General features: G+C 72.7%; 12 protein-coding genes. 7 read left to right on the forward strand and 5 right to left on the reverse strand.

The genetic code is table 11. The annotated features are described in order from the left end of the window. Positions 1-19: 19 nt before the first annotated feature. Positions 20-1,435 carry a PAS domain-containing protein gene (locus MB828_RS43215; RefSeq protein WP_301652927.1) on the forward strand — a complete coding sequence of 472 codons (1,416 nt, stop codon included), beginning with the start codon at positions 20-22 and terminating at the stop codon, positions 1,433-1,435. Between the two features lie 58 nt (positions 1,436-1,493). Here the strand turns inward: MB828_RS43215 and MB828_RS43220 are convergent, their stop codons facing one another. Next, positions 1,494-2,249, reverse strand: coding sequence for an SIS domain-containing protein (locus MB828_RS43220; RefSeq protein WP_301652928.1), 756 nt, complete (start codon positions 2,247-2,249; stop codon positions 1,494-1,496). Between the two features lie 404 nt (positions 2,250-2,653). Here MB828_RS43220 and MB828_RS43225 point away from each other — a divergent pair, with 404 nt between their 5' ends. Together MB828_RS43225 and MB828_RS43230 are read left to right on the forward strand one after the other, a co-directional pair. Beyond that, positions 2,654-3,346, forward strand: a complete 693-nt coding sequence (locus tag MB828_RS43225; protein ID WP_046734036.1) for a metal-dependent transcriptional regulator — start codon at positions 2,654-2,656, stop codon at positions 3,344-3,346. A gap of 503 nt (positions 3,347-3,849) precedes the next feature. After that, positions 3,850-4,713 carry an alpha/beta fold hydrolase gene (locus MB828_RS43230; RefSeq protein WP_301652929.1) on the forward strand — a complete coding sequence of 288 codons (864 nt, stop codon included), beginning with the start codon at positions 3,850-3,852 and terminating at the stop codon, positions 4,711-4,713. Positions 4,714-4,834: 121 nt separating this feature from the next. Here MB828_RS43230 and MB828_RS43235 read toward each other — a convergent pair whose 3' ends face one another. The 3 genes from MB828_RS43235 to MB828_RS43245 form a co-directional block, all read right to left on the reverse strand. Further along, a complete protein-coding gene (locus MB828_RS43235) occupies positions 4,835-6,427 on the reverse strand; it encodes a transporter (protein WP_301652930.1) in 1,593 nt (530 codons plus the stop codon). Then, on the reverse strand, positions 6,424-7,194 hold the full coding sequence (locus MB828_RS43240) for an ABC transporter ATP-binding protein (protein WP_046734033.1): 771 nt from the start codon (positions 7,192-7,194) through the stop codon (positions 6,424-6,426). The genes MB828_RS43235 and MB828_RS43240 overlap by 4 nt, the downstream gene beginning before the upstream one ends. 115 nt (positions 7,195-7,309) lie before the next feature. After that, positions 7,310-7,972: a bifunctional DNA primase/polymerase gene (locus MB828_RS43245; RefSeq protein WP_107483307.1), complete on the reverse strand. Its 663-nt coding sequence runs from the start codon at positions 7,970-7,972 to the stop codon at positions 7,310-7,312. 275 nt (positions 7,973-8,247) lie between these two features. On the opposite strand from MB828_RS43245, the gene MB828_RS43250 reads away from it, so the two are divergent. Together MB828_RS43250 and MB828_RS43255 are read left to right on the forward strand one after the other, a co-directional pair. Continuing rightward, positions 8,248-9,633, forward strand: coding sequence for a transcriptional regulator (locus tag MB828_RS43250; RefSeq protein WP_133026613.1), 1,386 nt, complete (start codon positions 8,248-8,250; stop codon positions 9,631-9,633). A gap of 201 nt (positions 9,634-9,834) precedes the next feature. Next, positions 9,835-11,451, forward strand: coding sequence for a hypothetical protein (locus tag MB828_RS43255; protein WP_301652931.1), 1,617 nt, complete (start codon positions 9,835-9,837; stop codon positions 11,449-11,451). A gap of 29 nt (positions 11,452-11,480) precedes the next feature. Here the strand turns inward: MB828_RS43255 and MB828_RS43260 are convergent, their stop codons facing one another. After that, the gene (locus tag MB828_RS43260) at positions 11,481-12,785 is read right to left on the reverse strand and encodes an ABC transporter substrate-binding protein (protein ID WP_301652932.1); all 1,305 of its coding nucleotides are present in this window, start codon (positions 12,783-12,785) and stop codon (positions 11,481-11,483) included. Between the two features lie 117 nt (positions 12,786-12,902). On the opposite strand from MB828_RS43260, the gene MB828_RS43265 reads away from it, so the two are divergent. Together MB828_RS43265 and purU are read left to right on the forward strand one after the other, a co-directional pair. Further along, complete coding sequence (locus MB828_RS43265) at positions 12,903-13,403, forward strand: SCO4402 family protein (protein ID WP_071659522.1); 501 nt, start codon at positions 12,903-12,905, stop codon at positions 13,401-13,403. Positions 13,404-13,474: 71 nt separating this feature from the next. Beyond that, on the forward strand, positions 13,475-14,359 hold the full coding sequence (gene purU / locus MB828_RS43270; protein ID WP_133026609.1) for a formyltetrahydrofolate deformylase: 885 nt from the start codon (positions 13,475-13,477) through the stop codon (positions 14,357-14,359). The last annotated feature ends 74 nt before the right edge of the window (positions 14,360-14,433 follow it).

Raw genomic sequence — 14,433 nt, forward strand, 5'->3', positions numbered from 1 at the left:
CAGCCTGATGGGGGTCCAGGTGAGTGCTTCCCGGCGTAGTGGGACCACGGACGAGCTGGGGCCCGACGAGCCCGAGCCGGAGCCGGAGCGGGACGCTCCGGAGGACTCGGGTGGCTCCGACCTGCTCGCCGCGCTCCTCGACGGCATGGACGCGGCGCTGTGCGCCTTCGACGCGGACGGCTTCGTCACCCACTGGAACCGTGAGGCGGAGCGCATCCTGGGCTGGACGGCGGCCGAGGCGGTGGGCCGGCGCGGGTTCGCCGGCTGGGCGGTGCGCGAGGCGGACGCCGAGGAGATCGAGGGGCGGCTGATGGCCGCCATGCACGCCTCCGGGCGCCAGGTGCACGAGTTCGCGCTGCTCACGAAGGACGGCGGGCGGGTCCTCGTCCGGACGCAGTCGGCGGCCGTGCGCGGACCGGACGGCAAGCCGGCGGGTGTGTACTGCGCGTTCAGCGAGGTGCACGCGCAGATCGACCTGGAGCGGTCGATCGCGCTGAGCGAGGCCCTGTTCGAGGACGCGGCCTGGGGGGTCGTACTGGTCGACGCGGATCTGCGGCCCGCCGTGGTCAACGCGCACGCCGCGCGGGCGCTCGGGATCGGGCGTTCGTCGGCGCTGGGGCGGCCGCTCGGTGAGCTGCTCGCGCAGGGCGTGGAGGACCTGGAGAGCGCGCTCACGCACGTGCTGGCGGAGGGTGCGCCGCCCGCGCCGGCCGAGATGTGGGTGAGCGTGCGGACGCCGGAGGGCGAGCAGCGGCGGTGCTGGCGGTCCGGGTTCCTGCGGTTGGCGTCGCCGCTCGCGGAGGAGCCGGTTCCGCTCGGGGTGGGCTGGCTGTTCCAGGACGTCACGGAGGCCAGGCTCACCGAGCAGGAGGCTGCTGTGCTGCGCTTCCGGGCCAACCAGCTGCACCGCGCGGGCCGCGCGGCGGCCGAGTGCGAGGAGCCGTTGGAGGCGGCCACCGTCCATCTCGACTTCGCGCTGGCCGGGTTCGCGGACCACGCGGTGATCGACCGGGTGGTGGGCGGTGCGCGCGCGGACGGGGACGTCGGGCCGGTGCGGTTGGTGCGGATCGCCGCCACGCCGACCGGGGCGCCGGGGCCGAGCCTGCTGACGGGCGCGGCCGGGCTGCCGGTGCGGTACGAGGAGGGGCATCCGGCGCTCCAGTGCGTGCAGCGGGCCGGGAGCGTGCGGGCGGACGCCGGTTCGGTGCCGCCGGACCGGGCGCGGGCGTGGGCGCTGGACCGGCAGTGGCCCGGCGACGCGGTGCACGCGATGTGCGCGGTGCTGCGCAGCCGGGGGCGGACGCTGGGCGTGCTGACGTTCCTGCGTGGGCCGGGCCGTAACCGTTTCGAACGCCTGGACGCGGTGTACGCGGAGGACGTGGCCGTGCGTATCGCCACGGCCCTGGACCTGGCGGGCCTGACGCGACAGCGTTAGCCCCCGCGAGCGTCGGTACCCGCGTCGGCGTCGGTCCCGATGGCGGGCCGGCGTCGCGTCAGTGCTGGTAGAAGATGCGGTCGGCGTATTCGGCGAAGACGCGGGCGTTCCATTCGTGGCCGCCGTCGACGTTGCCCGAGCGCAGGAGCGGGGGTTCCACCCCGCGGTCGGCGAGGGTGGCCGCGGTGGTGGCGAGGACGGCCTGGAGCAGGGCGCTGGTGACGACCGTGGAGGCGGGCGCGAAGGGCGCCGGGATGGTGTCCAGGGTGAGCTCGGCGTCCCCGACGGAGATCTTCGAGTCGAGGACGACGTCGCAGTGGTCCTTGAGGTACGTGCCGGAGGAGTGCCGTGACGAGGTCTGCCCGGCGTACGCCACGGAGGTCACGCCGATGACCTTGGCGCCGCGCCGGCGGGCCTCGACGGCCATCTCGACGGGGAGGGCGTTGCGGCCGGAGAGGGAGATGATCACCAGGGCGTCGCCGGGGCGGAGGGGTGACGTGTCGAGGACGGCGGTCGCGAGGCCGTCCACGCGTTCCAGCCGGGAGCCGAGGGTGGCGGGCATCACGTCGACGCCGACGAGGCCGGGCGCGGGGAGCAGGTTCATGAGGGCGAGGCCGCCGGCGCGGTAGACGACGTCCTGGGCGGGCAGCGAGGAGTGCCCGGCGCCGAAGGCGAACAGCCGGCCGCCGGCGACGACGGTGTCGGCGAGGAGGGTGCCCGCGGTGGCGATGGCCTCGGCCTCCTCCTCGCGGACCCGTTGCAGGAGGCCGATGGCGGCGTCGAGGAACAGGTCGGCGGGTGTGCCGTCGCTCATGCGGTGCCCCTTTGCACGGTCGGCGTCAGCGCGGGTTCCGGCACCCGGTGCCAGCGCCGGTGTCAGCGTCTGTGTCGCGGATCACCCTCCGGTCTGGACCATCTCGGTGTCAATACGGCCGGTGGGTCGGTGCGGGCGCGGCCGGCCCCGGTGTGGGCGGGGCCGCCGCCCGTTCCTGCGGGGGCTGTGCGCCTGTTCCTGCGAGGGCTGCGTGCCCGTTCCTGCGGGGGCTGTGCGCCCGTTCCCGCGACGAGGTTCTGCGCCTGTTCCTGCGACGGGGCTGTGCGCCCGTTTTTCCGGTGCGGCCCGGTTGTCGGTGGGATCCGGCAGAATTGGTTGCAGGGCCAGCGCACGCGGCCGGGCCGCCGGCAGAGGTATTCGGCAGAGGTAATCGAGGGGCACGTATGTCCGGACTGATCGACACCACGGAGATGTATCTCCGCACCATCCTCGAGCTTGAAGAGGAAGGCGTGGTCCCCATGCGCGCCCGCATCGCGGAGCGGCTCGACCAGAGCGGACCGACGGTGAGCCAGACGGTGGCGCGGATGGAGCGGGACGGACTGGTGTCCGTCGCCACCGACCGCCATCTGGAGCTGACCGACGAGGGCCGCCGGCTGGCGACGCGCGTGATGCGCAAGCACCGGCTCGCGGAGTGCCTGCTGGTCGACGTGATCGGCCTGGAGTGGGAGCAGGTGCACGCCGAGGCGTGTCGCTGGGAGCACGTGATGAGCGAGGCCGTGGAGCGGCGGGTGCTCGAGCTGCTGCGGCACCCCACCGAGTCGCCGTACGGCAACCCGATCCCGGGCCTGGAGGAGCTGGGCGAGAAGGACGGCGCGGATCCCTTCCTCGACGCGGGCATGGTGTCGCTGGCCGACCTGGACCCGGGCAGCGACGGCAAGACCGTGGTCGTACGCCGGATCGGTGAGCCCATCCAGACCGATGCGCAGCTGATGTACACGCTGCGGCGGGCGGGTGTGCAGCCGGGCTCGGTGGTGAGCGTGACGGAGTCGGCCGGCGGGGTGCTGGTGGGCAGCGGCGGTGAGGCGGCCGAGCTGGAGGCGGACGTCGCCTCCCATGTGTTCGTCGCCAAGCGCTGAACGTCCAACTTCCGCCGCTGGTCACGGAGTTGGCGCCCGCTTCGATGTCCGTCGCGGGCTTGTCGGGGGCGTCGGATCGCGATTCACTGCGTCGAATCGCAGCGCTCGGACGCTTCGCGTGCAAGGCTGTCGCGGAAGGCGTGTGACCTGAGGGGGCGGGGCTGGTGTGCCGAGGGCGGAGGGTGTGCCGAGGACGCCGACGCGGTCATGGGATTGGCCCCGGCGCCTTCCGGCGCCGGGGCCTGTCCTCCCCGGTGCTGACCCGGAGCCCCGAGCTCCCAGGGTCATCCCCTCGGACCGTTTTCCCCGAGCGGTCCGCCCCCCGCAGAAGAAATCCCCCCGACGGCGCCGATCATGCCTGGGGAGGGGTCACTCGAATGAGGGGTGTTGCCCGCAGCAAGCCGATTTTCGAATAGGTATTCGATAGTCTGGAGCGGTACCGAAGCATCACGAACCGATACGAGGCGACACTAGGCACGCGGAGCTAGGGGGGTGCCAGGCCCATGGCACGGCGCATCGACGTGACAGGAGCCGGCGGCGTACACCTCGCCGCCTGGGAGTTCGCGGACCCGCCCAAGTCGGACGACCCGGACCGGCCGTCGCCCGGCGTGCTGTTACTGCACGGCCTGATGGGCCGCGCCTCGCACTGGGCGTCCACCGCCCGCTGGCTCTCCGAGCGGCACCGGGCCGTCGCCCTCGACCAGCGCGGTCACGGCCAGAGCGACAAGCCCCCGCAGGCCGCGTACACCCGTGAGGCGTACGTCGAGGACGCCGCGGCCGCCGTCGAGCAGCTGGGACTCGCCCCGGCCGTGCTCGTCGGCCACGCCATGGGCGCGCTGACCGCCTGGCAGCTCGCCGCGAAGCGCCCCGAACTGGTGCGGGGCGTGGTCATCTGCGACATGCGGGCGTCCGCGCTGGGCGCGGCCTCGCAGCGGGAGTGGGCCGAGTGGTTCCGGTCCTGGCCCGTCCCCTTCGCCACGCTCGCCGACGTACGCAAGTGGTTCGGTGAGGACGACCCCTGGGTGGAGCGGCCGAACCCCGCGCGGGGGGAGTTCTACGCCGAGGTGATGCACGAGTGCGGCGACGGCTGGCGGCCGGTGTTCGATCCCGACCGGATGCTGAGGTCCCGGGAGACCTGGGTGTACGACGCGCACTGGGAGGAGCTGGCCCAGGTGCCGTGCCCCGCGCTGGTCGTACGCGGGGTCGACGGGGAGCTGGGGCGGGCCGAGGCGCAGGAGATGGTCCGGGTGCTGCCGCAAGGGGAGTACGCGGAGGTGGCCGACGCCGGGCACCTGTTGCCGTACGACCGGCCGGAGGCCTGGCGGGCGGCTGTGGAGCCGTTTCTCGACCGGGTGGGGGAGCGTTAGCGCCCACGGGGGAAGGGGGCCCGGTGCGCCGGCGGCTGCGGGTGCGTCGTGGTTGCTCGCGCAGTTCCTCCCCCAGCCTTCGGCCGGGGGTACCCCCAGCGCCCCTTAAGGGGCGCCGCAGTCACCCCCTGCTGACGGCTGTCAGGATTTCCGGCAGATGGGCGGCCGTGCGGGGGGCCGCCGCGTGTAGGCCCGCCCAGGTGATCGCCGCTCCGTAACCCGCGCCCACCGGGAGTAGGAGCCATGTCCAGGCGTCGCCCCCGGCGGTCACGTTCAGGGCGATCGTCAGGGTGATGACGGGGGCGCACAGCAGGGCCGCCGCGACCATGCCGCCGAAGATCGCGATCCAGGCCAGGCCGGTCTGTCCGGCGGCCACGTTGCGGTGGCCCTCCTGGGGGATGGAGTACGGGAAGCGGGCCGAGGTCCAGGCGCCGGTCGCCAGCATCGCGCCGAGCAGGGCGAAGGAGAGGCCCAGCACCTCGGGCAGCCGGTGCCAGTCGCCGAGCAGCGCCGTGGTCAGGACGGTCACCAGTGTCGCGTACGGCAGGGTGATCACCAGCAGGGCGAGGGCCCGGCCGCGCAGTTCGACGTAGGCGTCCCGCGCGGACGAGACGGTCATGGCCACCATCCAGAAAGCGGAGGTGTCCTGCCCGAACTGGTTGTACATCTGGATGCCGAGCATCCCGGCCGCGAAGCACGCGAAGTAGACCGACCCGGTGCCCTGCACGGCGTTGAAGACGGGCACGATCAGACCGATGGCCAGCGAGGTCACCCAGGCGGCCTTGGTCTTGGGATCACGCCAGACATAGCGCAGGCTGCGCGCCATGACCGTGCCGGTGCGTCCGGCGGGGAGCAGACCGCCGAGGCCGCCGCCCCCGGACGTACGGCGCCGGCCGGCCTGGTCGGGGGCCTGGAGCGTGGAACCGTCGGGTGCGGTCATCAGCCGGGTCAGGGTCCGCGCCCACGCGCCCACGAGCAGCGCCAGCGCGGCGCCGGACAGGGCGAGTTGCAGGACCGCAGTGCCGTACGACCCGTCGCTCGCCGAGCGCACCGCGCCGATCGCCGACGCGGGCGGCAGCCACCGCAGCACGTCGGCCACCGGTGCCAGCTCCCCGAGCCCGGCCGAACCCAGGCTGCGGGCGGCGAAGTTGACCAGCTGCGCCCCGACCGCGACGACCAGGCCGCTCAGCACGGCCAGGTCCCGTCCCTTACGGCTGCTGAGCAGTCGTACGTTCGCGGCGGCGACCGCCCGCGCGAGCGCCACGCAGACCAGCAGCGCGAGGACGACGCCGACGACCGCGACGCCGTACCCGGCCGCCCCGTGCGCCACGGCCACCGCACAGCCCACCAGCAGCAACAGCGAGAACAGCGGTCCGATGCCGACCAGGGAGGCGGCGAGCAGGGCCCGTACCAGCGGCCGTGGCCGCAGCGGGAGCATCACCAGCCGGGTGGGGTCCAGGGTCTCGTCGCCACTTGGGAAGAACAGCGGCATGAACGCCCAGCCCAGCGCCAGCACGGCCGCCGCCGGTACGGCCACCGCGTCCGCGTGCGGGTGCCCGCGCAGCAGCACCAGGCCCAGCAGTTGCAGTACCGCGAAGAGCAGCGCGAGGACCGCCGACGCGATGAACGCGGCCCGTCGGCCGCCGGACTGCCGCAGTCCGTTCCGCAGCAGCGACAGCTTCAGCCGTACGACGGTGGAGGTCACGTCCGTCATCGGGCCCCGCCGCCCAGCCAGTCCAGGTCCGAGGCCGCGTCCCGGCCGCTCGCGCCGACGAGTTCCAGGAACGCGGCCTGGAGGGTGGGGTGGTCGCCGCGGACCTCCGCCAGGGTGCCCGTCGCGCGGATCCGGCCCGCCGCCAGCACCGCGACCCAGTCGCACAGCGACTCGACGAGTTCCATGACGTGGGAGGAGAAGACGACGGTCGCCCCGGAGGCGGTGTAGCGCTCGAGTACGCCCCGGATGGTCTGCGCGGACACCGGGTCCACGCCCTCGAACGGTTCGTCCAGGAAGAGCACCTCCGGGTTGTGCAGCAGCGCGGCCGCGAGGCCGATCTTCTTGCGCATCCCGGTCGAGTAGTCGACGACGAGCTTGTGCTGGGCACCGGCGAGATCGAGCACGTCGAGGAGCTGGGTGGCCCGCTTGTCGACCTCGGCGCCGGGCAGGCCGCGCAGCCGTCCCGAGTAGCCGAGCAGTTCGCGTCCGGAAAGCCGTTCGAAGAGCCGGAGCCCTTCGGGCAGTACGCCGATGCGGGCCTTCACCGCCACCGGGTCCCGCCAGACGTCGTGCCCGACGACCTCGACGCTTCCCTGGTCCGGCCGGAGCAGCCCGGTCACCATGGAGAGGGTGGTGGTCTTCCCGGCGCCGTTGGGCCCGACCAGCCCGACGAACTTCCCGGCGGGCAGCGACAGATCGATACCACCGACGGCGACCTGCTGCCCGAACCGCTTCCAGAGCCCACGAACACGCACGGCATCGGTCATGCCTGAACCCTACGGGGGGCACCACAGCGCCCCGTCAGGGGCGCGGGGAACTGCGCGATCGGCCACGACGCACCCGCGGTCGCCGACAACGCGAACCCGGCAACCCAGTAGGCGCCTACCGGTCCCTCCCGCACGCATACGCCAACGCCGAGATCAGCTCCTCCGCATCCGGCAGCCACCGGTTCGCAGCGGTCGGCCGGCAGGCCCACTGCACGGCCCCCCGCGACCCGTACCGCGTCGGCGGCGCCGGTACGTACGCCCCCTCGCCCAGCGCCGTCAGATCCAGGGACGCGGGCGACCAGCCCAGCCGCCGCACCAGGTCCGGCAGCTTCACCGCCGCCCCGGGAAGAACGAAGAACTGCATCCGCCGGTCCGGGGTCAGCGTCACCGGCCCCAGCGTCAGCTCCATCCGCTCCATACGGGCCAGCGCCAGGAACCCCGCCGTCTCCGGGACGGTCAGCGCGTCGAAGGTCCGGCCCGTCGGCAGCAGGATCGACGCCGTCGGCTGCTTCTGCCACATCCGGCGCGCCACCGTCGCACTACCGGTCGCCTGCGACGCCCAGTCCGGACGCGCCGCGTGCGCGCCGGGCGCCGCGCACGCGACCTCCCCGCAGGAGCAGCGCTGCACCCCCTCGGCCGCTTCCAGCCAGGTCCCCGGGAAGACGTCCCAGTGGCGCTCCTCGGCGTAGCGTACGGCGGTCTCCAGCAGCGATTCCCCGCGCTGCTTCGGAATCTGAGCGGCTTCGGCGCCGACGATCGTCTCTTCCACGCCCAACACAACTCCCGCACCCACCTGGAGTTACGGGCGTTACGCGCGCGGGGGAGGAGCATCTTCTCCGCAATCGGGGCGCATGGATGCATGTGCGGGGGCGCGCAGGAGGAACCCGGGGCGTGAGCGGGTAGTCAGAAGTGGGGGGTTGGCGGCGGCCGTGCCCGCAGTTCCGCCGCGTTTACCCGGCAATCCTCGCATGTCCCGCATTTTCGGTATGTCCGCTGGGCAGTGATCGCAAAGGCCGGATCTTTTCCCAACAGGGAGTTCGCAGGGGGTACGCCATGGCCGCAAGGCCGCTTGTCGCGCGGCAGCCGAACGAACGGTTGCAGGCGCTCATCCAGGAGGCGGGGTGCTCGAACGCCGGGCTCGCCCGCCGGGTCAACATGTGCGGCGCCGAGCACGGTCTCGACCTCCGGTACGACAAGACGTCGGTGGCGCGCTGGCTGCGCGGCCAGCAGCCGCGGGGCCGGGCGCCCGCGATCATCGCCGAGGCGCTCGGGCGGAAGCTGGGCCGTACGGTCACCATCGACGAGATCGGCATGGCCAACGGCAAGAACCTCGCGTCGGGCGTCGGTCTCCAGTTCTCGCCGACCGTCCTCGGGGCCATCGAGCAGGTCTGCGAGCTGTGGCGCAGTGACGTGGGGCGCCGGGACTTCCTGTCCGGTTCCTCGGTCGCCGCGTCCGCGCTGGTGGAGCCGAGCCGGGACTGGCTGATCTCGGCGCCGGACGCCCAGGTGGCGCGCCAGGCGGGGCCACGGGTCGGGCAGGCGGACGTCGCGGCCGTGAAGGCGATGACACAGGCGCTGACCGACCTGGACCACCAGTTCGGCAGCGGGCATGTGCGCCCGGTCGTCGTGCACTACCTCAACAGCGTCGTGTCCGGGCTGCTGGCCGGCTCCTACCGGGAGTCGGTCGGCAGGGAGTTGTTCGCCGCGGTGGCCCGACTCACCGAACTGGCGGGCTACATGGCCGTCGACACCGGTCAACCCGGGCTCGCGCAGCGGTACTACATCCAGTCGCTGCGGCTCGCGCAGGCCGCCGGCGACCGCGGTTACGGCGGCTACGTGCTCGCCGCCTCCATGAGCCACCTCGCCGCACAGCTCGGGAACCCGCGGGAGATCGCCCAGCTGGCCCGGGCGGCGCAGGAGGGGGCGCGTGGTCGCGTGACCCCGCGCGCGGAGGCGATGTTCTTCGCCGCCGAGGCCCGCGGACACGCGCTGCTCGGTGACGTACGGGCCACGCAGCTGGCGTCCGGGCGGGCGGTGTCGGCGATGGAGGCGGCCGACCCCTCCTCCGGGGACGACCCGGCGTGGATCGCGCACTTCGACGAGGCCTATCTGGCCGACGAGTTGGCGCACTGCCACCGTGACCTGGGACAGGCCGAGGCGGCGGCCAGGTGCGCCCGGCAGTCGCTGGACGGGCACCCGGAGTCCCGCGCCCGGCGCCGCGCCATCGGCTATGTGCTCCTCGCCACAGCGCAGGTGCAGCAGCGCGAGATCGAACAGGCCTGTGCCACCGGGACGAAGGCGGTCGAGCTGCTGGAGACCGTCCGCTCCAACCGGGGCGCCGAGTACCTGGAGGACTTCCAGCAGCGACTGGAGCCGTTCCGGGACGAACCGGTGGTAAGGGAGTTCGGGGCGCGCCTGGACCTCCAGGCGGCCGCGTGAATTCATGCCCCGCGGATGTGTGAACGTGTGGCAAACCACACCTTGCCGCACAGAACACGGCATATACAGCGCACCGCGGGGCGGTTTCGTCACCACCGTCACCGGGAACAAGATCGCGCCCCTGGCTGCGTGGCACCCGGTGGAGGGGACCCGGTAGCGTGAGCCGACGATTCACAAGGTCCCCCATTAGTAGGAGTCCCGGTGACGCAGAGTGGACAGGGCGAGCCCGCGCGCGAAGGCATCGTGCTGCCCTCCGACGGTGGCGAGCCCTTGCTGCCCGGCATGACCGGCGGCTCCGCCCGCCCGGTCCAGCCGCCCGCCACGGCCCCGGCGCCGGCCACCGCGCCCACCGAGGGGCAGTCCTGGGGACAGCCCTGGGGGCCCGGCCACCAGAACGGCCACCAGAACGGCCACCAGAACGGCCACCAGAACGGCCATCAGAGCGGCCACCAGCAGGGTGCCGCCCAGCCCCAGCAGAGCTGGCCGCAGGCGGCCGGCCAGGAGTGGAGCACCCCGGACCAGTCGTCCGCCTGGAACGGCCAGTCCCACGCCGCGCACACCCCGGGAGCCGGTCCGCTCCCGCCCGAGGGGGCGTCGGCGGCCCCGTACGGCGGCGGCTACGAGCAGTCGTACGGGAGCGGCTACGGCACCCCGCCCCAGCAGCAGTCGTACGGCGCCTCGATGCCCCCGGCCGCCGGCCAGGACCCCTACGGCGCCCCCGGCGCGCTGCCGTCCGCCGACGAGGGCGCGACCCGGTACATACCGCCGGTGCCCGCCGCACCGGTCGACGAGGGCGCCACCCAGTTCATACCGCCGGTGGCGGCCGCCCCCGAGGGCGCCACCCAGCTGATCCCGCCGGTCGGCCCGGGAGCGCTGCCGCCGGAGAACTCGCACGAGCAGACCACCTTCCTCGGCCGTCAGCCCGCCCCCGCGGCGCACTCGGACGCCGACGCCACGCAGTACATCGCGCCCTACCCGGCCGGTGGCCCGCAGGGCGCACCGGGCGCCGACCGGCAGCCGCCCGCCGAGTTCGACAACCTCTTCCGCAGCGGGCCGGGCGGCGAGCCCCCCGCCGCGTCCACGGCCCAGCTGCCCCGCTTCCAGCAGCAGCCCCAGCCCGCCTACACCCCGCCCCCGCCCCCGCCGTCGTACGACCGCTACGACGACGCCGGCAACGGCGGTGGCCGGGGTGGCCGTACCCGGTCGAAGGTGCCCCTGATCGCGGCCGTCGGGATCGGGATCGCCGTCCTCGGGATCGGCGCCGGTGCCCTGCTCGGCGGGGGCGGCGACAAGTCGGACGACAACAAGACGGTCGCCGCGTCCGCGTCGGCCTCCGCGGACTCCTCGGCGGCCGCGGCCGACCCCGCGAAGGCGCAGGCCGTGGCCCTGGACAAGCTGCTCGCCGACAGCGGCAGCAGCCGGGCCACCGTGATCAGCGCGGTCGCCAGCGTGAAGCAGTGCGACAACCTGGGCGGCTCCGCCTCCGACCTGCGCAACGCGGCCAAGCAGCGCACCGAGCTGGTCACCCGGCTGTCGAAGCTGTCCGTCGACAAGCTGCCGAACAACGCCGAGCTGACCGCCTCGCTCACCAAGGCCTGGCAGGCCTCCGCGAACGCCGACAACCACTACGCGGCCTGGGCCGACCAGGCCGGCGGCAAGCACGGCTGCAAGAAGGGCCAGGCCCGCGTCACCGGCCAGACCGCGGCCGGCAACCGCGAGAGCGGCACCGCCAGCTCCCAGAAGGTGAAGGCGGCGGCGCTGTGGAACACGATCGCGAACAAGTACGGGCTGACCCAGCGGCAGCCCACCCAGCTGTGAGGACCCCCGCGCCCGCGGCCGGCTGAGGCTCAGCTGAGGTCGGCGTTCGCCAGGATCTCCGTCATGTCGAGGGCGTTCTTGTTGGCCGACTGGAGCAGGCCGCCCTTGACGGTCTGGACGTTGACGTCGGCGTTGACCAGCCGGGAGAACCCGGCCGCGGCCAGCTTGCCCTGGTAGGGCCAGGTCAGGGTGGGGGTGAGGCCGCCGGTGGACACCTTCAGGCCGTCGTTGAGGGTGCGGCGCACACTGTCGGAGGTCACCTCGCCGTCGCCGATCTTCTCCAGGACGGCGGTGAGGACCTTGTAGGCGATCCAGGTGGTCTGCACTCCGGCGTCGGCCGGGTCGATCCGGTTGTCGCCGAACGCCTCCTTGCTGATGACCTTCTTCATCTCGTCCCAGTGCGGGTCCGAGGCGACCGGGTACCAGCCGGTGATGTACGACCCCTCGTACGGGCCGGACGCCCCGCCGGTGGAGTTGATGACCGTCTGGTCGACACTGCCGACCTCGGCGGCCGTCTTCACCGTCGGGTAGTCCTGCCGGGCGCGCTGGAAGCTGTCCATGAAGGTGGCCGTGCGGCCCCCCAGCTCGGGCACCACGCAGCCCGTCTTCGCCGAGTCCGAGGACGCGCTCCCCAGCGCCTTCTTCGACTGCTCGTCGTACGCGGTGAGGTCCTCGGCGGCGAGCTGGTCGATCGCCTTCGCGTGGCCGCCCGCCCGCAGGCCCGAGTCGAGCAGCTGGGGCAGCTGGTCGCCGGCGATGCTGTCCGGGCGGACCAGGGTGACCGGACCGCAGGACTCGGCCAGGGCCTCCCCGAGCCCGGCCAGCAGCGTGAGCTGGCCGCCGTTGACGGGATAGGAGACGGGACTGGTGAACTCCACGTTCGAGGCCCCGTAGCCGCCTATGTACGGGATGGCGGCACCCTCCAGCGGGGCGAAGTACGAGTCGCCGAACTGGCTGTAGGAGCCGACCACCGCGACCACGTTCTCGTCGGCGGCGCGCTGGGCGCAGTTCGCCGCGCCCACGCTGGTGTTGTGGTCGTTGCAGGTGATCAGCTTGAGCTTGCGTCCGCCGATGCCGCCCCGGGAGTTGAGCCAGCGGACGACGGCCGACGCCATGGCGGGCATGCCCGGCTTGTTGGTGGCGCCGGTCTTCTGCGGCGCCCAGGTCATCACCTTGATCTCGTCGTCGGCCGCGCCGGCGAACCCTGGGACGGTCCCGCAGCCGGCGGCGAGGGACACACAGGCCGCCATGGCCACCGCGGACAGGGCGGTGGTTCTGCGGGGCCGGTGGGGCAAGAGGGGGAATGTGCTGCGCTTGTGCCGACTGCCGGTCATGGACACGCACGATTCCGTCACATCAAAAACCCGGGAGTGACCCTCGGTCAACGAAAGGTGACGCGCAGGTGAATTACGGGGGCGGGTGAAGGGCGTGTGTCGAGGAACGTACGATCGATGACCGTGCAAGGTTCGGAGAACTCTTCCCGTCGCGGCCGTCGCTCCTCCACCATGGGCGACATGCCACTCAATGACATGCCATGGTGGCGCTGGCGCAGCAATGTGCGCTCCGCGCTGCACATGCTCTCCGACCCGGACTTCCAGCGGAACGTCTGGCTGGCCGGCCAGGACGGGTACGGCGACGTGACCGACGCGGTCTACCGGCTGGTCGAGGACACCTGGCTGGACAACTGGTCCGCCGAGAAGTACGTCGGGACGATATTCCGCGACTCGCAGGAGGCGGCGCTCGTCGACACCGCCGTGCTGCGGGTGCTGCGGATCATGCACCAGGTGGGGCCGGACGCGCAGGTCTCCGCCTACCTCGACCACCAGGGGTGGCCGGACGCGGTCCGGGCCGCCCGGGACGCGCACATACGCCTGGCGACGAGCGACGGTGACGACCCGGAGATCCCGCCGCGCAGTCTGGAAGTGCTGCGGATCATGACGCGGGCGGCCTGAAACCGGCTCCGGGCGGTCCGGGATGCGGGCATCCCGTGTCCGGGGCGGCGGGACATGAGATTCTGTGGTGCATGACCGATCAGCCCACCCGAGCCCAGGCCGCGCTGGCCGACCAGTACGTCCTCACCCTCGCCTGCCCCGACAAGCAGGGCATCGTGCACGCCGTGTCGAGCTACCTCTTCATGACCGGCTGCAACATCGAGGACAGCCAGCAGTTCGGGGACCACGACACGGGTCTGTTCTTCATGCGGGTGCACTTCTCGGCCGAGGCGCCGGTGACGGTCGACAAGCTGCGGGCCAGCTTCGCGGCGATCGGCGACTCCTTCCACATGGACTGGCAGATCAACCGGGCCGACGAGCGGATGCGCATCGTCCTCATGGTCAGCAAGTTCGGGCACTGCCTGAACGACCTGCTGTTCCGCGCCCGGATCGGGGCGCTGCCGGTGGACATCGCCGCGGTGGTGTCCAACCACACCGACTTCCAGGAGCTGGTGGAGTCGTACCACGTGCCCTTCCACCACATCCCGGTGACGAGGGAGACCAAGGCCGACGCCGAGGCCCAGCTGCTCGAACTGGTCCGTGAGCAGGGTGTCGAGCTGGTCGTCCTGGCCCGTTACATGCAGGTCCTCTCGGACGACCTGTGCAAGCAGCTGAGCGGCCGGATCATCAACATCCACCACTCGTTCCTGCCGAGCTTCAAGGGCGCGAAGCCGTACCACCAGGCGCATGCGCGGGGCGTGAAGCTGATCGGTGCGACCGCGCACTATGTGACGGCCGACCTCGACGAGGGGCCGATCATCGAGCAGGAGGTCGAGCGGGTGGGGCACGACGTCACCCCGGACCAGCTGGTCGCGATCGGCCGCGACGTGGAGTGCCAGGCGCTGGCGCGCGCGGTGAAGTGGCACGCGGAACGCCGGATCCTGCTGAACGGCCGCCGGACGGTCGTCTTCGCCTAGAGGGCAGGGCGGTCCCTGTCGCAGGGCGGCTGCGGGTTCGTCGTGGTCGCCCGCGCAGTTCCTCCCCCAGCCTT

Source organism: Streptomyces arenae (assembly GCF_022343545.1).
Lineage (GTDB): Bacteria > Actinomycetota > Actinomycetes > Streptomycetales > Streptomycetaceae > Streptomyces > Streptomyces humi.

What these genes read in the sequence shown, in the direction of transcription:
- MB828_RS43220 (WP_301652928.1), bottom strand. Translation starts at nt 2,249, where the DNA reads ATGAGCGACGGCACACCCGCCGACCTGTTCCTCGACGCCGCCATCGGC.
- MB828_RS43225 (WP_046734036.1), top strand. Translation starts at nt 2,654, where the DNA reads ATGTCCGGACTGATCGACACCACGGAGATGTATCTCCGCACCATCCTC.
- MB828_RS43230 (WP_301652929.1), top strand. Translation starts at nt 3,850, where the DNA reads ATGGCACGGCGCATCGACGTGACAGGAGCCGGCGGCGTACACCTCGCC.
- MB828_RS43235 (WP_301652930.1), bottom strand. Translation starts at nt 6,427, where the DNA reads ATGACGGACGTGACCTCCACCGTCGTACGGCTGAAGCTGTCGCTGCTG.
- MB828_RS43240 (WP_046734033.1), bottom strand. Translation starts at nt 7,194, where the DNA reads ATGACCGATGCCGTGCGTGTTCGTGGGCTCTGGAAGCGGTTCGGGCAG.
- MB828_RS43250 (WP_133026613.1), top strand. Translation starts at nt 8,248, where the DNA reads ATGGCCGCAAGGCCGCTTGTCGCGCGGCAGCCGAACGAACGGTTGCAG.
- MB828_RS43260 (WP_301652932.1), bottom strand. Translation starts at nt 12,785, where the DNA reads ATGACCGGCAGTCGGCACAAGCGCAGCACATTCCCCCTCTTGCCCCAC.
- MB828_RS43265 (WP_071659522.1), top strand. Translation starts at nt 12,903, where the DNA reads ATGACCGTGCAAGGTTCGGAGAACTCTTCCCGTCGCGGCCGTCGCTCC.
- purU (WP_133026609.1), top strand. Translation starts at nt 13,475, where the DNA reads ATGACCGATCAGCCCACCCGAGCCCAGGCCGCGCTGGCCGACCAGTAC.